The 17,564-nt window shown below is 64.3% G+C and carries 15 protein-coding genes; 9 read left to right on the top strand and 6 right to left on the bottom strand.

Annotation, left to right across the window (positions count from 1 at the left end):
* The first annotated feature begins 11 nt into the window (after nt 1-11).
* The 8 genes from B0G57_RS15240 (at nt 12) to B0G57_RS15205 (ending at nt 8,450) form a co-directional block, all read left to right on the top strand.
* Entirely contained in the window at nt 12-1,304 is a 1,293-nt protein-coding gene (locus B0G57_RS15240) for an AGE family epimerase/isomerase (protein WP_051090052.1), read from the top strand.
* Nucleotides 1,301-2,221, top strand: coding sequence for a carbohydrate kinase family protein (locus B0G57_RS15235; RefSeq protein ID WP_018441133.1), 921 nt, complete (start codon nt 1,301-1,303; stop codon nt 2,219-2,221). Before B0G57_RS15240 ends, B0G57_RS15235 begins: the two co-directional genes overlap by 4 nt.
* Nucleotides 2,222-2,369: 148 nt before the next feature.
* Nucleotides 2,370-2,591 (top strand): hypothetical protein, encoded by a 222-nt coding sequence (locus B0G57_RS15230; RefSeq protein WP_018441134.1) that lies wholly within the window; start codon nt 2,370-2,372, stop codon nt 2,589-2,591.
* 99 nt (nt 2,592-2,690) lie between these two features.
* Entirely contained in the window at nt 2,691-2,936 is a 246-nt protein-coding gene (locus tag B0G57_RS15225) for a hypothetical protein (RefSeq protein ID WP_018441135.1), read from the top strand.
* A gap of 141 nt (nt 2,937-3,077) precedes the next feature.
* A complete protein-coding gene (locus B0G57_RS15220) occupies nt 3,078-4,049 on the top strand; it encodes an ion channel (protein WP_018441136.1) in 972 nt (323 codons plus the stop codon).
* 85 nt (nt 4,050-4,134) lie between these two features.
* Nucleotides 4,135-7,752, top strand: coding sequence for an indolepyruvate ferredoxin oxidoreductase family protein (locus B0G57_RS15215; RefSeq protein WP_018441137.1), 3,618 nt, complete (start codon nt 4,135-4,137; stop codon nt 7,750-7,752).
* A 178-nt stretch (nt 7,753-7,930) separates the two neighbouring features.
* Complete coding sequence (locus tag B0G57_RS15210) at nt 7,931-8,173, top strand: type II toxin-antitoxin system Phd/YefM family antitoxin (protein WP_018441138.1); 243 nt, start codon at nt 7,931-7,933, stop codon at nt 8,171-8,173.
* Nucleotides 8,160-8,450 carry a type II toxin-antitoxin system RelE family toxin gene (locus B0G57_RS15205; RefSeq protein ID WP_018441139.1) on the top strand — a complete coding sequence of 97 codons (291 nt, stop codon included), beginning with the start codon at nt 8,160-8,162 and terminating at the stop codon, nt 8,448-8,450. The genes B0G57_RS15210 and B0G57_RS15205 overlap by 14 nt, the downstream gene beginning before the upstream one ends.
* A gap of 4 nt (nt 8,451-8,454) precedes the next feature.
* Here B0G57_RS15205 and B0G57_RS15200 read toward each other — a convergent pair whose 3' ends face one another.
* The 5 genes from B0G57_RS15200 to B0G57_RS15180 form a co-directional block, all read right to left on the bottom strand.
* Nucleotides 8,455-9,723 carry a sensor domain-containing phosphodiesterase gene (locus B0G57_RS15200; protein WP_018441140.1) on the bottom strand — a complete coding sequence of 423 codons (1,269 nt, stop codon included), beginning with the start codon at nt 9,721-9,723 and terminating at the stop codon, nt 8,455-8,457.
* Between the two features lie 237 nt (nt 9,724-9,960).
* Complete coding sequence (locus B0G57_RS15195; protein WP_018441141.1) at nt 9,961-11,268, bottom strand: solute carrier family 23 protein; 1,308 nt, start codon at nt 11,266-11,268, stop codon at nt 9,961-9,963.
* Between the two features lie 115 nt (nt 11,269-11,383).
* Entirely contained in the window at nt 11,384-12,961 is a 1,578-nt protein-coding gene (locus B0G57_RS15190) for a methyl-accepting chemotaxis protein (RefSeq protein WP_018441142.1), read from the bottom strand.
* A 163-nt stretch (nt 12,962-13,124) separates the two neighbouring features.
* Nucleotides 13,125-15,767, bottom strand: a complete 2,643-nt coding sequence (tssH, locus tag B0G57_RS15185) for a type VI secretion system ATPase TssH (protein WP_026229755.1) — start codon at nt 15,765-15,767, stop codon at nt 13,125-13,127.
* Nucleotides 15,768-15,997: 230 nt separating this feature from the next.
* On the bottom strand, nt 15,998-16,300 hold the full coding sequence (locus B0G57_RS15180) for a hypothetical protein (protein ID WP_018441144.1): 303 nt from the start codon (nt 16,298-16,300) through the stop codon (nt 15,998-16,000).
* Between the two features lie 567 nt (nt 16,301-16,867).
* Between B0G57_RS15180 and B0G57_RS31365 the strand changes: the two genes are divergently transcribed.
* Nucleotides 16,868-17,044: a hypothetical protein gene (locus B0G57_RS31365; RefSeq protein WP_181321752.1), complete on the top strand. Its 177-nt coding sequence runs from the start codon at nt 16,868-16,870 to the stop codon at nt 17,042-17,044.
* A gap of 112 nt (nt 17,045-17,156) precedes the next feature.
* Here B0G57_RS31365 and B0G57_RS15175 read toward each other — a convergent pair whose 3' ends face one another.
* Nucleotides 17,157-17,462 (bottom strand): putative quinol monooxygenase, encoded by a 306-nt coding sequence (locus B0G57_RS15175; protein ID WP_018441145.1) that lies wholly within the window; start codon nt 17,460-17,462, stop codon nt 17,157-17,159.
* Between the last annotated feature and the right edge of the window lie 102 nt (nt 17,463-17,564).

Genomic DNA, 17,564 nt, shown 5'->3' with positions numbered 1-17,564 from the left:
CCAACAAATCGATGAAAGCGACGACGTCAGGGATAGCGGAGCCAGGCGTCATTCATACGAACACCACGGTGCCGCCGGTCGAGAACTTCCGCGATCGCGAATTCCTGCTTGGGCACGTGGCCGACACGCTCGCGTTCTACGGGCCGGCGGTGCACGACCAGACGGGCGGATTCTTCCACTACTTCAAAGACGACGGGACGGTCTATGACCGGACCCGCCGCCACTTGGTCAGCAGCTGCCGCTTCGTCTTCAACTATGCGATGGCCTATCGCCATTTCGGCGATCCGCAATACCTCGAATACGCGCGTCACGGCCTGGCATTCCTGCGCAGCGGGCATTGGGACGCCGAGCACCTCGGTTACGACTGGGAGATCGAATGGCGCAATCGTGAAAAGCGCGCGCTCGACGCGACGCGGCATTGCTACGGGCTCGCGTTCGTGCTGCTCGCGCAGTCCCATGCGGCGATGGCGGGCATCGACGAAGCGAAAATGCAGATCGCCGAGACTTTCGAGTTGATGGAGCACCGCTTCTGGGATCCCGCCGCGGGCCTCTATGCGGACGAAGCAACGCCCGACTGGCGCGTCTCGACCTACCGCGGTCAGAACGCGAACATGCACACGACCGAAGCACTGCTCGCCGCTTATGAAGCCACCGGCCATCTGGTCTATCTCGATCGCGCCGAGCGAATCGCGACGAATATCACGCAACGGCAGGCCAAGCTTTCGCATGGCCTCGTCTGGGAGCATTTTCATGCCGATTGGTCCGTCGACTGGCATTACAACGAAGAGGACAGCTCGAACATTTTTCGCCCCTGGGGCTTTCAGCCGGGGCACCAGACGGAGTGGGCGAAGCTGCTGCTGATCCTCGAGCGGCACCGGCCGCTGCCGTGGCTGTTGCCGCGCGCGATCGAGCTTTTCGACGCGGCGCTCACGCATGCCTGGGACGACGAGCATGGCGGGCTCTGCTACGGCTTCGCCCCAGACGGCACGGTTTGCGACCACGACAAGTACTTCTGGGTCCAAGCCGAGACGCTGGCCGCGGCCGCGCTGCTCGGACGGCGCACGGGCAGCGAACGGTTCTGGGACTGGTACGACGAAATCTGGCGCTATAGCTGGACGCATTTCGTCGATCATCGATACGGTGCCTGGTACCGCATCCTGACCTGCGACAACCGCAAGTACAGCGACGAGAAGAGCCCGGCCGGAAAGACCGACTATCACACGATGGGCGCTTGCTACGAAGTGCTCAATGCACTCGACGAAAGCGAAAGCGCCTGCGCGCCCACCCTGGAACCACGCTCATGAGCACGAACTTTTCCGCCGACTTCCCGCTCTTCGTGAGCGCGGGCGACATTCTCACCGACCTGGTACGCATGCGCGACGCGCAATGGGTCTCGCACCCGGGCGGCGCGGGATGGAACGTCGCGCGCGCCGTCGCGCGCCTCGGCGTGCCGAGCGCCTGCGCGGGTGCGCTCGGGCTCGATTGCTTTTCCGACGTGCTCTGGAACGCGAGCGCGGCAGCCGGGCTCGACATGCGGTTTCTGCAGCGCGTCGAGCGGGCGCCGCTGCTCGCGATCGTTCATGAAACGCAGCCGCCAGCCTATTTCTTCATCGGCGAAGCGAGCGCCGATCTCGCGTTCGATCCTGAGCTGCTGCCCGAAGGCTGGGAAAAAGCCGTGCAATGGGCGCATTTCGGCGGTATCAGCCTTGCCCGGCAGCCGCTCGGCGCCACGCTCGCGACGCTCGCGGCCGAGCTTCGCGCGCGCGGCGTGAAGATCAGCTTCGATCCCAACTACCGCAATCTGATGGAGCACGGCTATCGCCCGATGCTCGAAACGATGGCCGCGCTGGCCGACCTGATCAAGGTGTCCGACGAGGACCTGCGGTGTCTCTTCCGCACCGACGAGGCAAGCGCCATCGAAGCGCTGCGCACGATGAACCCCGATGCGGCGCTCCTCGTCACGCGCGGCGCAAGCGCGGCGACGCTCTTCGTCGGCGGCGAAACGATCGAGGCCTCGCCGCCGCGCGTCGAAGTCGTCGATACCGTCGGCGCAGGCGATGCTTCGATCGGCGGACTGCTGTTCAGCCTCATGCGGCGCCCCCACGAGGGATGGCGTCAACATCTCTCGTTCGCGCTCGCGGCCGGCGCCGCCGCGTGCCGCTACGCGGGCGCACATTCGCCGACAGTCGACGAGGTAGCCGCGCTGTTGCTGGACGCCTGAGTCGTCCGGGCCGGTCGCGTGGCATTCGCCGTGTCGTCCGGCGGGCGGTGAGGCACGCCAGTCTGCCGACGTCGGGCGTTCGACATGTAGGCTTCTCGAACCGGTGCTACGATGCAATGCATCCACTCGATGGGAGAGGAGCGGCATCATGGACGACGTCACCTACACCAAGGGCATCTATACGGCGACCGTGACGGTGCGTCAGCTCGCCAACGGCCGATTCCAGGGCGTGGTGTCGCTCGCCCGGGACGACGCGACCGAACGCGAGACGACGGCCTACGAAGTCGAGGCGCCGAATACGACGGCAACGGAAGCTTTGGAGGAAGGCAAGGCGCTCGCTCACCGGATTCTCGGCGAGCTGGAGTTATAGGCGCATCGACCGGACGCCAGTCGCGAAAAGCCCTCCCTCCCCGCAACGGTTCCCGCCTGAATCCCGAACGCTCGCCGCGGCAAGCAAAGGAAGGTGCATATGGCCGAGCAACTTTATCTCTACGGTGTCTATTCGATTCACGTTCGTCCGATTCCGCTCGAGCGCGCGCATTGGGATGCCGAGTACGAAATCCGCCATCAGGACAAGCCGGTGCAAAGGTGGACGACGGTCGGCGGCGACGTCGGCTACGAGCACGAGGCCGACGCGATCGAGGCGGCTCATCAGCAGGCGATCGCCGATATCGAGCGCGGCGCCGGCGTGCCGAAGCCGAGAGCGTTTCCCTGAAGCGCGCGTGATTGCCGCTCGGGAAAGCGAACGAAGCGAGAAGGCACGTGGTACGCTCAGGCCCGATCCGAACCCAGGGCCTGCGCCATGCGATCGAGTACGCGACAGCAAATTGAACCGGACGCCGCAGCGGGTGCGAACATGAGCCGTGCGCGCGGCGAGCGGCGGCGCGCACGCACGAGCCGCACATTGCGCACGCAGACCGGCAACGTCGTGACGCACAACATGCCGCAGCCGCTCTTCCTCGATGTCTATCACCGGGCGCTGACGGCCAGCTGGCCTCACTTCTTCGGGGCGCTCGCCGCGCTTTTTCTGCTACTGAACACCGGTTTCGCGTTGCTTTATCTCTGCGGATCGGCATCGATCGCCAATCAATCGCCGCCCGGCTTTCTCGGCGCGTTCTTTTTCAGCGTCGAGACGCTGGCGACCGTCGGCTACGGCGACATGCATCCGCAGACCGTCTACGCGCATATCGTCGCCACGCTCGAAATCTTCATAGGCATGTCGAGCATCGCTCTGGCGACTGGCCTCATCTTCGTGCGGTTCTCGCGTCCGCGCGCGCGCATCATTTTTTCGCGCTACGCCATCGTGCGTCCGCTCGACGGCCGCTCGACGCTGATGGTTCGCGCCGCGAACGCGCGCCAGAACGTGATCGTCGAAGCGCAGGCGAAGCTGCGGCTCATGCGCCGCGAATCGACGCCGGAGGGCTATTCGCTTTGGCGCATCACCGACCTCACGCTCGTGCGCGATCGGCACCCGATCTTCCTGCTCGGATGGAATCTGATGCACGTCATCGACGAAACGAGCCCCCTCTATGGCGAAACTCCGGCGAGCCTCGCCGCCAGCAAAGCTTCACTGATGATCTATCTCGAAGGGGCGGACGAAACGACGACACAGCTCATGGAAGCGCGCTACACGTGGTCGCACGAGGCCATTCGCTGGCGGCATCGGTTCATCGACCTGCTCTATGACGACGAAGACGGCGTGCGGCATATCGACTACGAGCACTTCCACGACGTCGTCGCGCTTACGCCCGAGGAGGAAAATTCCTCTCCGCAAGAGCTCGAATCGCGTACAAAGCACCACGACGCGACGGACAAGCAGTCGATATAGCAAAAAACCTCCACTATTGGCGGGAAAGAATGAAGGTTTCCGGCGTTCGCGAGATCCGCAAGCGCACGAGATAAGGAGACCCGCCATGACAGCCCGCCTTCCGATCGACGGCATACCCGCCCTTTCGGACTACCAGCTCACCGATAATCTGGCCGCCACACGCGGACGCATCTTTCTGACGGGCACTCAGGCGCTCGTGCGCATCCTGCTGACGCAGCGGCGGCTCGACCGCGCGCGCGGGCTCCATACGGCCGGCTTCGTGAGCGGCTACCGCGGCTCCCCGCTCGGCATGGTCGACCAGCAACTCTGGAAAGCGAAGAAACTGCTCGAGGCGCACGACATCCGCTTTCTGCCCGCGATCAACGAAGAGCTCGGCGGCACGGCGGTGCTCGGCACGCAGCGCGTGGAAGCCGACGAAGCGCGCACCGTCGACGGCGTATTCGCGATGTGGTACGGGAAAGGGCCGGGCGTCGACCGCGCGGGCGACGCACTCAAGCACGGCAACGCCTACGGGTCGTCCCCGCACGGCGGCGTGCTCGTCGTGGCGGGCGACGATCACGGTTGTGTCTCTTCCTCGATGCCGCATCAAAGCGACTTCGCGATGGTCGCCTGGCAGATGCCGGTCGTGAATCCGGCAAATATCGCCGAGATGCTCGAGTTCGGCGCTTACGGTTACGCGCTCTCGCGGTTCTCGGGTGCCTGGGTCGGCTTCAAGGCGATTTCGGAAACGGTCGAATCGGGTTCGACGGTCGACCTTGATGCATTGACGACGGAGTGGACCGCGCCCGTCGAGTTGGCCCCGTTTGACGGCGGCCTGCACAACCGCTGGCCTGACTTGCCGAGCCTCACGATCGAGGCGCGCCTTGCGGCCAAGCTCGATGCCGTGCGCGCCTTCGCCCGCGCGAACTCCATCGATAAATGGGTTGCGGCGAGCCCGAAGGCGAACGTCGGCATCGTCACCTGCGGCAAGGCGCACCTGGACCTGATGGAAGCGTTGCGCCGGCTCGACGTTTCCGTCGCCGACCTCGATGCCGCGGGAGTGCGGATCTACAAGGTCGCACTGTCGTTTCCGCTCGAAACGACGCGTCTGGACGCGTTCGTCGAGGGCCTCGACGAAGTCCTCGTCATCGAGGAGAAAGGCCCCGTCGTCGAGCAGCAGATCAAGGATCATCTCTACAACCGTATCGCCGGCTCACGCCCGCGCATCATCGGCAAGCACGATGCGAACGGCGCGCCGCTTCTCTCCGCGCTCGGTGAATTGCGCCCCTCGCGCGTGCTGCCCGTATTCGCCGAATGGCTCGCACGGCATAAGCCCTCGCTCGACAGGCGCGAGCGTGTCGTCGACCTCGTCGCGCCGGAAATCCTCTCGAACGAGGCCGACACGGTGAAGCGTACGCCCTATTTTTGCTCGGGCTGCCCACACAATACCTCGACCAAGGTGCCCGAAGGCTCCATCGCGCAGGCCGGCATCGGCTGCCACTTCATGGCCTCGTGGATGGATCGCGGCACGACCGGGCTCATCCAGATGGGCGGCGAAGGCGTCGATTGGGTATCGCACTCCATATTCACGAAGACACGCCACGTTTTTCAGAACCTCGGCGACGGAACGTACTTTCACTCGGGCATTCTCGCGATCCGCCAGGCCGTTGCGGCGCGCACCAACATCACCTACAAGATCCTCTACAACGATGCGGTTGCGATGACGGGCGGACAACCCGTCGACGGCAGCATCTCCGTACCGCAAATCGCCCGTCAGGTCGAGGCCGAAGGGGTCTCGCGCTTCGTCGTGGTGTCCGACGAGCCCGAGAAGTACGACGGCCATCACGGACTGTTTCCGAAGGGAACGACGTTCCATGATCGCAGCGAGCTCGATGCCGTGCAGCGCGAGTTGCGCGAGGTGGAGGGCGTGAGCGTGCTGATCTACGATCAGACGTGCGCAGCCGAAAAACGTCGCCGCCGCAAAAAGGGGCAGTTCCCCGATCCGGACAAGCGTCTCTTCATCAACGAGGAAGTCTGCGAAGGCTGCGGCGACTGCGGAGTGCAGTCGAATTGCCTCTCGGTCGAACCGGTGGAAACGCCGCTCGGACGCAAGCGTCGCATCGACCAGTCATCGTGCAACAAGGATTTTTCGTGCGTGAACGGCTTTTGCCCGAGCTTCGTGACGATCGAAGGCGGCAAGCTGAAAAAGGCGGCGGGCGCGGCATTCGACGAAGCCGCCCTCGATGCGCGCGTCGCGGCACTGCCGTTGCCGGCGATGTCGCTCGACGCCGCGCCCTACGACATTCTCGTGACCGGTGTCGGCGGCACGGGCGTGGTGACGGTGGGCGCGCTGATCAGCATGGCCGCTCATCTCGAAGGCAAGAGCGCTTCCGTGCTCGACTTCATGGGCTTCGCGCAAAAAGGCGGCTCGGTGCTGTCGTTCGTGCGTTTCGCCGCGCGCGACGAGTGGTTGAACCAGGTCCGCATCGATACGCAGCAAGCCGACCTGCTGCTTGCCTGCGATATGGTCGTCGGAGCAAGCGCGGACGCGTTGCAAACCGTGCGCCATGGTCGCTCGCGAATCGTCGTCAACACGCACGCGATTCCGAACGCAACGTTCGTGCGGAACCCGGACGCGAACCTGCATGCCGATGCGCTCATCGACAAAATGCGCCATGCGGCCGGCGCCGAATTCTTGTCGGCCTGCGATGCACAGTCGCTCGCGTCGAAGTTCCTCGGCGATACGATCGGCGCGAACATTCTGATGCTCGGCTTCGCCTGGCAATTGGGCCTCGTTCCCGTGTCGCTGGCGGCGCTCTCGCGCGCGATCGAGCTCAACGGCGTGGCCGTGGCGATGAACAAGCTCGCCTTCTCGATCGGCCGCCTCGCGGCGGGCGATCCGCGTGCACTCGACGCGCTGTGGGCCGAGCGGCACGGCGCCGTCCGAGCGGCCTCGGCGCCGGCCGGGGACGGCTCGACGGCGAGCACTGGCTTCGACGCGCTCGTGGCGGACCGCGAAGCACGGCTCGCCGCCTACGGCGGCCGACGCTACCTCAAACGCTATCGCGCGCTCGTCGAAGCGGCCCGTCTTGCCGGCAAACGGGCCTCGGCATCGGACGGCGATCGACTTGCCGCCGCCGTCGCGACGACGTTCTATCGACTGCTCGCGGTCAAGGACGAGTACGAGGTGGCGCGCCTGCACACGTCCTCCGCATTCCGCGCGGCGCTCGAGACGCAATTCGAAGGCACGGCCGGCAAAGACTTTCGCGTCAAGTTCAACCTCGCCCCGCCCGCGCTCGCCAAACCCGGCCCCGGTGGCATCCCGCGCAAAATGACGTTTGGGCAATGGCTGTGGCCGGTGCTCGGGCTGCTGGCGAAGTGCCGCAGCTTGCGCGCAACGGCGCTCGATCCGTTCGGGCGCACGCTGGAACGCAGGATGGAGCGCGCGCTTGCAAATGACTACGAGCTGACGATGACGCGAGCATTCGACGCGCTTAATCCGTCGAACGCCGAGACGGTCCTGCAACTTGCCCAGTTGCCTGCGCGGGTGCGCGGCTATGGTCACGTGAAACTGGCGAACCTCGCGGCCGTCAAGCGTAACGAGCGCGCGCTGGCCGCGCAGTTGTCGCTCGAGGCGGCCACGAGCACCGCGGTGCAGCAAGCGCTCGATCAATTGAAAGGCGCCGGGACGCTGCGGGGCATTCCTGTCGTCGCGGCGAAATAAAGAACGGCCGAGCAAAGACCATTGACGATACCAACTAAACGACCTATTATGAGACCACTCGTCAGATCATCTTCCGCTCCTTAGCCGATCGGTCTAATTGGCGGAAGAACCTGGGATGCCCATACTCGTCACCGTAGGCATTGGGGATGCGTCGCAACGATCCCCGATGAAATGAACCATGGAAAGCATTCTTGCCCGCGCCTCGATTGGAATCAGTGAATTGAAGCTCAACCCGACAGCAGCCATCGAACGTGCCCACGGCCCGGTCGCCATTCTGAACCGCAACAAGCCGGTCGCTTATCTCGTTCCGGCCAGCGCTTGGGAGGCGATTTGCGAGCGGCTCGAAGACTTGGAACTGGCGGAAATCGTCAAGGCGCGCAGCGGCGAGACACCGGTGAGCGTCAAGTTTGAAGACCTATGACCTGAAATTTCTGCCGTCAGCTTTAAAGGAGTGGCATCGTCTCGACAAGACTGTTCGCGATCAGTTCAAGAACAAGCTTGCCGAGCGGCTGACGAGTCCGAGGATCGAATCCGCACGCCTTTGCGGCATGCCGCACTGCTACAAGATCAAACTGGCAGCGCTGGGCTACCGGCTCGTGTATCAGGTGGACGACGGCACCGTCACCGTCGTAGTCGTTGCCGTCGGCAAGCGCGAGCGCAGCGTCGCTTATCGTGCCGCGCTCGTGCGAATTCACTGAGCCTTCAGGCTTCGATCCAGTCGATGTCTCCGCAGAGCACACGAAGCTGCTCGCCGACGCGTATCGCCAACGATAGCGTGACGCAAGGCAGCGCCTCGTTGATCGACAAATAAGGCTTCGTCACTTGCACGCGCTCGGGCGCTTCCATTGCCGCCCGGAAATACGGCCGGCGCACCCAGTTGGCGCCCTGCGCGTCGGCCACGGGCATGAAGCGCGCCTCGTTGCCGGGACGATCGGCGCGCAGCACGATGTTGCGGCCCGCCTGCCGGCCTTGCGCGTCGAGCAGAAAGCAGCGCGCAGCATGATCGAGTGCAAGGAAATTCCAGCAAACCTCTTCGAGCGGCTCGCCGGCGGCCAGTCGTTCCCCGGCTCGCATGAGCGCGCGGATGTACGGCGCGAGGCGCGCCGCATTGCGCCGCTCGCGCGCCTCGCTCTCCGAGCGATGATGCTCGGCCAGCTCGCCGATGCGCGCGGCCGCGTAGCCGCTATCGGCCGGTCCCGGGCCCGGGCGTCCGAAATGGAATCCCTGCACGAAGTCGGCATCGCAGGCAAAAGCAAGCTGCGCCTCGTGCTCCGTCTCGACGCCTTCGATGAGGACCAGCTTGCCGGCCTCGTGCAACAAGGAGACGAAGCCGGGCAGGATGGCCGCGGCCTGCGTGCGATGCGCCGCATGGGAGAGCATCATCCTGTCGATTTTGACGATGTCGGGATCGAGCTGCCAGATGCGCTCGAGATTCGAGTCGCCCGCGCCGAAATCGTCGAGCGCAATAAGGAATCCCTGCTCGCGGAAAATCCTCACCTCGTCGGCGATTCGATCGAGGTCATGGATACGCGCCTCCTGCATTTCGAGCACGATCCGGCGCGGCGGCAAATCGAGTCGCGAGAGGCTCGCCGCGAATGCGGCGGCATGATACGAGTCGGTCAACGCGCCCGCATGCACGTTGAGAAAAAGCCACTCGCGCTCGGCGCCGAGCATCTTGAAGTTCTCGAGATGCAGCGTCAGCGCAAGCCGATCGACGTGAAGGAGCTCGCCGCGCCGCGCCGCATCGCCGAAAACGTCGAGCGGCGGGACGGGGCAATCGAACGCGTCATGCGCCCGCAGCAAGCCTTCATAGCCGACGGCGCGCATATGCGCGAGGCTGAAAACAGGCTGAAAGACGCTCGTGAGCGTCAGATCGTGGTGACGTAGCGCGTAACGCCGCAGCCCCGAAACGACATCTTGCTCGAACCCGGCGGGCGGTGCGATCGCTGCGTCTTGCATCGACGTGGGCATGGCGATCGCACGATCATGGCGTATTCCATCTTGAAGGGGGGAAATCAACGACTGCTCCTCGGACTCTCGTTTGATCGTTGAGGCCCTCTAAGCAAGCTCCGTGCAACCCCCACGCGGACGCCCTGTCCGCGCCCTCCTCGCATATCGGGACGCAGCGGGATGCACCGGTGATCGCACCGCTTCGCACCAGCGCGGTGCGCGCCGCTTCGTTCTCGGATGCACCTCTTCGAGGCACGGCTACAGTACCGGCCCACGCACCGCTTCGCGGCGCAAAAAGGCGTAGAGCAAAATCGCACCGAACGTCGCGGTGCCGATCCCGCCGAGCGCAAATCCGCCGAACTTCAACGAGAAATCGCCCGCACCAAGAACGAGCGTGACCGCCGCAACGATCAGATTTCGATTGTCGGAAAAGTCGACACCGTTCGTGACCCAGATCCTCGCGCCCGTCACGGCAATGAGGCCGAAGACGACGATCGATACGCCGCCCAGCACGGGCCCTGGGATCGTCTCGATGAGCGCGCCGAATTTCGGCGAGAAGCCGAGAACGATCGCGATCACCGCGGCGACGACGAACACCAGCGTCGAATAGATCTTGGTCACCGCCATCACGCCGATGTTTTCCGCATAGGTGGTGACGCCCGTGCCGCCGGCGAAGCCCGAGACGATCGTCGCGAGACCGTCGCCGACGAAGGCCCGGCCGATAAAGCGGTCGAGGTTTTGACCTGTCATGGCGCTGACCGCCTTGATATGGCCAAGGTTCTCGGCGACGAGGATCACCGCGACAGGCGCGAGCATCGTCATCGCGTGGGGATCGAAGACGGGCGAGCGGAAATTCGGCAGTCCGAACCATGCTGCGTTGGCGACGATCGAAAAATCGATCGGCCGGCCGAGGCCCATTCCGTTGGCAACGATCGCGTAGATCGCGTAAGCGATAAGGAGCCCCACGAGAATCAGCAACCGTTGAACCATGCCGCGCGCGAAGACGGCCACGGTGCCGACGCAAAGCACGGTCACGAGCGCCATCCATGCATCGAATGTCGAGGTGCTGACACCCTTGACGGCAATCGGCGCCAGATTGAGTCCGATCACCGCGACGATCGAGCCCGTAACGACGGGCGGCATCAACGTCTCTATCCAGCGTGTGCCGACCGCCGCGACGATGAATCCGATGATCGCGTAGACGATTCCGCAGGCGATGATGCCGCCGAGCGCGACGGCGACGTTGGGATTCGGGCCATGCCCGCTATAGGCGGTGACCGCAATGACGAGACCGATGAACGAAAAGCTCGAGCCCAGATAGCTCGGCACGCGCCCGCCGACGAGCAAGAAAAAGAGCAGCGTGCCGATGCCCGACATGAAGATGCAGAGATTCGGATCGAAACCCATGAGCAGCGGCGCGAGCACCGTCGAGCCAAACATGGCCACGACGTGCTGAATGCCCATCGCGACCGTCTGCGGCCATGCGAGACGCTCTTCAGGACCGACGACACGGCCCTCGATGGCGCCGGGCGCGAGGCGCCAGCGCGGGAAATAGGAATCGGCCATGCTCGTTGCGCTCCTTTGTCGACGTGTTGCCTTCTTATCGTGGAGACGCGCCGCGACGGTCCGGCGCAGCGGTCAACGCGCGAGTGTACGGAGGGCAACTGGCGCTGGCAAGCGATCAGAATTGCGTCTTGAGCGGCGCGTGCGTGGACTCGGGGTGCCGGGAGCCGACCCGGAACACGGCGACAGCCGTCTTGAGCTCGCGCGCCTGATCGGCCATGGAGCCGGCTGCCGCCGCCGCTTGTTCGACGAGCGCCGCGTTTTGCTGCGTGACCTGATCCATTTGCACGACGGCGCGGTTGACCTGCTCGATGCCCGTGCTCTGCTCGGCCGAGGCGGCCGAGATTTCGCCCATGATGTCGGTCACGCGCTGGACGGCCTGCATCACCTCGGCCATCGTTTTCCCCGCGCGCTCGGCGACTTGCACACCGGAATCGACGCGCGTCGTCGAGCCTTCGATCAGCTCCTTGATCTCTTTCGCCGACACGGCGCTGCGCTGGGCGAGCGCGCGCACTTCGCCGGCGACGACCGCGAAGCCGCGCCCCTGCTCCCCCGCGCGCGCCGCTTCCACCGCGGCATTGAGCGCAAGAATGTTGGTCTGGAAGGCAATGCTTTCGATGACGGCGATGATGTCGGTCATGCGCTTCGAGCCGTCCGCAAGCTCGCGCATCGTCTCGACGACTTGCCTCACGTAACCGCTGCTCGTCTCGGCGATCTCGGATGCGCCGCCTGCGAGCCCGCTCGCCTGCCGCGCATTGTCGGCGTTGTTGCGTACGGTCGAGGTCAGCTCTTCCATGCTCGAAGCCGTTTCCTCGAGAGACGCCGCCTGCTCTTCCGTGCGCTGCGACAAATCCGTGTTGCCGCGAGCGAGCTCCTGCGCCGCCGTCGCGATGGAATCGCTCGAGGTGCCGATGCTCGAAACGATCTGCACGAGTCTTTCCCGCATATTCTTGAGGGCCCAAAGCAGGCTCTGGGTATCGCCGGTCCGGGTGTTGATCGGGACCGACAGGTCCCCCTGCGCGATTCGATTCGCGATTTCCACCGCATCGGCCGGCTCGCCGCCGAGCTGACGCGACAGCTGCCGTGCGATGAACCATGCGAGCAGCACGCCGATGGTGATCGAGGCGAAGATGAAGGCGAACATCGTCAGCCGCACGGATTCATAGGTCGCTTGAGAGCCGCGCACCGCGGTCTGAGCGAGGTCGTACTTGCGCTTGATCAGCGCCTCGAATGTGTCGCGCAACGCGCTGCTCGCCGCGCTCGCGCGCGACAATGTTGCCTCGTCGCTCGCGCCCATTTCGGCGCGCAGCGCATCTTCCCACTCTTGTTCCTTTTTCATCGCGTCGGCGAACAGTGCGCGCCCTTGCTCGGTATGGATCGTTTCGGGGAAGCGCTCCAACGATTCATGAAGTCGGGCGAGCGACTGTGTCAGCCGCTCCTTCAGCTGTTGCTTCACCGCTTCATCAGTCGCGTAGCGCAGTTGTGCCTCGGCAAGGTCCGCGTTGAGCCGCTGCCGGTTGCCTTCCTCGACGTAGTAAAGCCCGTTCATCTCCTTGGTACTGATCTGTTCGGCGACGTCGCGCATGGCGGACACGCCCCACAGGCCCGCCCCGCCGACGAGCGCCCCCAATCCCACGACGAATGAAAATGCCAGAAGAAGCTTGTTGAAGACGGTCATGCGGGCAAGCCAAATCATTTCGGAATCCTCAGTAAATTGCGCGGAAAGCACCCGAACGGATGCGGCGTTGGCGGGTGCACCGCCTCGCCTGTGTTACGGCTCCGACGCAATCTTCTTGAGATCCGGTCATGCCCGGGGTTGACTGATCTCCTGTCTGTCGAGGCCCGACCGTGCCGTACGATTAGTAGTACGAAACAGTAAACGCGCCGCGCTCGTCGATGTCGAGCGAGAGTGTGTCGAGATCAGCTGCGTCGCCCATCCGCGCCAGGATTTCTTGCGAGAGCATCGGCATCACCGCGCCGCGCAAAATGAAATCGATGTTGCGCGCCCCCGTCTCGACTTCGGTGCAACGTGCCGCGATGGTGTCGACGACAGCGTCGGAATAGGCTAGCCGCAGCTTGTTGCCGCGTGCGAGACGCTGCGCCAGCTTGTCGAGTTTCAGCCTGACGATCGCGGCCATTGCGTCGGCCGCCAACGCATGGAACGGGACGACGGTCATCCGCGCGAGCAGCGCGGGCTTGAAGTGAGCTGACAGGATCGGCCGCACGGCCGCCAGTATCGCGTCGGCGTCGGGCCATGCGCCGTTCGCCGTCATCTCGGTGATGACGGCGCTCGCCAGGTTGGACGTCAGAAAGACGACCGTATTGGAGAAGTCGATCGTCTTCCCCTCTCCGTCCGACAGTACGCCCTTGTCGAATACCTGATAGAAGAGGTTCATGACGTCGAGGTGGGCCTTTTCGACTTCATCGAGCAGGACGACGGAGTACGGCCGTTGGCGCACCGCTTCGGTCAGCAGGCCACCTTCGCCATAACCGACGTAACCGGGCGGCGATCCGATCAGGCGGCTCACGTTATGGCGTTCTTGAAACTCGCTCATGTTGACGGTGATCGTCGATTTCTCGTCGCCGAAAAGCATATCGGCGACAGTCAGCGCGGTCTCCGTCTTACCGACACCCGACGGCCCCACGAGCAGGAACACGCCCATCGGCTGCTGCGGGTCCTTCAGGCCGGCGGCCGATGACTTCAGGATCTCCGCAATCAGATCCATCGCATGGTCCTGTCCGCGCACGCGCCGCTTGAGCGTCTCGGCCATGTGCAGAATCACCTGGGCCTGATCGCGCTGGAGCTTGCCGAGCGGAATGCCGGTCCAATCGCTGACCACCTTGGCCACCACGTCCGGATCGACGTCGACGCGCACCAGCGGCGCTTCGCCCTGAGCGTCGCCGAGGGCCGCCTGCGCGTCGGCCACGGCCTGGCGCAGTCGTTCGAGCTCGGATTGCGGCTTGGCCGCGCCGCGCGCCTCGGCCAACGCCGCGCGTGCGGCGAGCAACGCCTGGGCCGTCGATTTCTGCGCAAGCCAGCGCGCAGACAACGATTCTTTAGTTGCGTCCAGCTCGGCCAACTCGGCGGAGATCTCGTCGAGTCGGCTCTCGTCGACGGCTTGCAGATTGTCGCGATCGCGTTCGAGCCCGGCCCGCTCGCGCATGAGCGCCTGGATCGCACGCTCCGCATCCTCGAGTATGTCGGGCTTTGCGCTTTGCAACACCTTGACGCGAGCGCACGCGGTATCGAGCAGATCGATCGCCTTGTCCGGCAACTGTCGGCCCGTGATATAGCGGCTCGACAATTCCGCCGCGGCGACGATAGCGTCGTCGCGCATGACGACGCGATGCTCCGCTTCGTAGCGCTCCTTCAATCCGCGCAGAATCAGCACCGCGGTGCGAACGTCCGGCTCGTCGAGCTTGACGAGCTGGAAGCGCCGCGCGAGCGCCGCATCTTTCTCGAAGTACTTCTTGTATTCGGACCACGTCGTCGCGGCGATCGTGCGCAACTCGCCGCGAGCGAGCGCGGGCTTCAACAGATTGGCCGCGTCCGACGAGCCGGCCTGCCCCCCAGCGCCGATCAGCGTATGGGCTTCGTCGATGAAGAGGATGATCGGCTTCGCGGACGCCTTGATCTCGTTGATGATCCGCTTCAAGCGATTCTCGAACTCGCCCTTGACGCTCGCGCCTGCCTGCAGGAGGCCCATATCGAGCCCCAGAAGCGTCACACCGCGCAGCGACTCGGGGACATCGCCTTCGACGACACGCAACGCGAGGCCCTCCACCACCGCCGTCTTGCCGACGCCGGGGTCGCCGACGCAAATCGGGTTGTTTTTGCGTCGGCGAGCGAGGATATCGACCATCTGCCGAATCTCGGGGTCGCGGCCGAACACAGGGTCGATCTGGCCTGCTCGAGCCTTCTCCGTGAAGTTTTCGCAGTACTTGGCGATAGCGCTGCCCTCGCCGCCCGCGCTTGCGCTTGGCCGTCCCCCCGCTGCCTGAGCCGGCTCATCGGCGCTCGTCGCCGTTTCGCGCGAGGCGGCGCAGACCCGGCGGAAGCTTTCGAGCACGGCGTCGCGATTCACGCGTCGCAGCATGTCCGCGTAGCTTCCGGCTGCAAGAAACGTGGCGCGCGCAATCAGCGCGACGAGGATGGCCCCTGACCGTACACGCGTTTCGGCGAGATCGACGGACGCGATGAGCCACGCATCCTGCAGCAGCTCGAGCAGCAACGGCGAAAACACGGGACGACCCGCATTGCCGGTCCGGAAGTCTTCGGTGGCCCGAGTAAGGGAGCGCTTCAGCGCGGCGGCGTCGATGCCATGCTGACGCAGCAGTAGCGGGATGTCCGCCTGGTCGTCGTCGAGCAGCTCGAGCAGCAAGTGTTCGACAGTGACTTCGTAGTGCCCTTGCGATACGCAGCGCCCCGCGCTATCCGCCAGCGCTTGCCTGCAATAGTCATTGAGGCGGTCCACCAACGGCTTCATGTCGACTAACAGCATGGCCATGCTCTCCTTTTTTCGAGTCTTCGTTCGTTGCCCGCATCGGTGCGGCGGCGCGTCTCTCAGCGCGCCGTGCAATGTCATGCCGCCATCGCAAAGGCGAATTCTACGAAAAATCGAGCCGGCCAGAAAAAAAGCCGGCTGCCTGTTCCGGCAGCCGGCCCAAGGCCACGCCGTCGATCACCGGACTCGAAGGTCAAACGGTCAAGCGACGGCGGATGGCGATAGGGTCAATAACGATGCGGCTCGTCTTCCCGAGGATGCGGACGGCGATCGTCGTCGCGATGCCAAGGATCGCGATCGTGCGGGTGACGGTGCGCCCACTCGTCATGCTCCCAGTAGCGATGACCATCCCAATAGCGATCGCCGTGCATGCCGATGCTGACATTGACGTCCACCGGCATCAGATGCGCCTCGCCATATGGGACACGCTGCGGGCGTTCTTGTGCGGATGCCGTTTCCGCGGCGATAAACGAACCGCCTACCAGCGCGACCGCGAGAGCCGTGCGAGCAAAAATCGAACGGGCTTTCATACTTACCTCCTACATTCGGTTCATATTCGATGGCGGCAGGACCGATCGTGGAAGACGTTCCCGCCTCCGCCTGAGAACCAATGTATCGAGGACCGGCGCGCGAACATGTGCCGACTTGTAAGCGCTCATTTCATCGGATGCAGCCATGGGCGGCCAAAGCCTGCGACGCCACGAGCGCGCCGTCGCGGGGTTGAGGGGCCGAATCGCGCCCGCCATGCAGGCGGCGGCGCCTGTCAGCGGCCGTTACATTTTCGCGTCGCCAGGGGCCGGCTCGATCGTCCCCCGTTCGGCGCCCGCGTCGTCATTTCGGAAGACATCGCCACGGTTTCCCTTTCGAGCTGATGGTCTCGTTTCGTTTGTTCTGCAACGATATGTAAGCCCTATGGGTTGCTGTGACGCCGCGTAACACGTGTTAACGCCGTCGCAATCGAAACCGCGATCGGCGCGCCTACACTGGGCTTGCCTCCATGGTGAGGCCTTTCTTACCCACTCCAGCTCGGCCCTCCTCACAACGCGCAAGGCGGGCGCTTTTTTGACGTTGGGAATTCGACGACGGAGAGAAAAATCGTGATCAGGCTGCTCGCAGTCATTGCCCTGGCCGGCGGCCTAGCCGGCTGTGTCGTCGCTCCCCCGTACGGATACGCGCCAGCCTATCCCGCATACGGCTATTACGCCGCACCCGCTTACTACGCGCCGAGCGTATCGGTAGGCGTGGGCTTCGGGGGCGGCTGGCACGGAAGGTAGCCCGATGCGTCGGCGCATCGGCAGGCGGCCTCGGTCACGCGATGCGCCGACACTTTCGCCTGAGGGAAAGCAAGGCGAAAGCAAATAGAAAGGCGGCTTGCCGGACCGCCGGCTACGACGCTACGTCGATTTCCTCCACGACTCTGATCTGCGGCGGCTCGGCGATCCAGTCTCCCATCTTCGCCTTCAACGCCTGAAAGTGCTCGCTCGCGAGATGCGCGTCGAACGCGGCCCGGTCGACGTAGATCTCATAGAGATGCAAGGCCGGCCCTTTGCCCTCGCGCGTCTCGCGAAAGAGGTCATACCGACGGTTGCCGGGCTCTTTGCGCGTCACGGGTACCATTTGCCGCAGTGCAGCTTCGAGGTCCGCGGCATGCTCGGCCTTGGGAACGATCGTGGCGATTACGTAGGTGCTCATTCCAACTCCTCCTTTCCTGGAAGAAGACATCGCTTCGAGAACAACGGTAGTCGGGGAACGCGTATCATCGCTTCATGAGAGGGCACCAGCGATTCTGCCACC

The sequence above is a fragment of the Trinickia symbiotica genome, from assembly GCF_002934455.1.
Classification (GTDB): domain Bacteria; phylum Pseudomonadota; class Gammaproteobacteria; order Burkholderiales; family Burkholderiaceae; genus Trinickia; species Trinickia symbiotica.
This window is presented reverse-complemented; position numbering and strand designations above follow the sequence as displayed.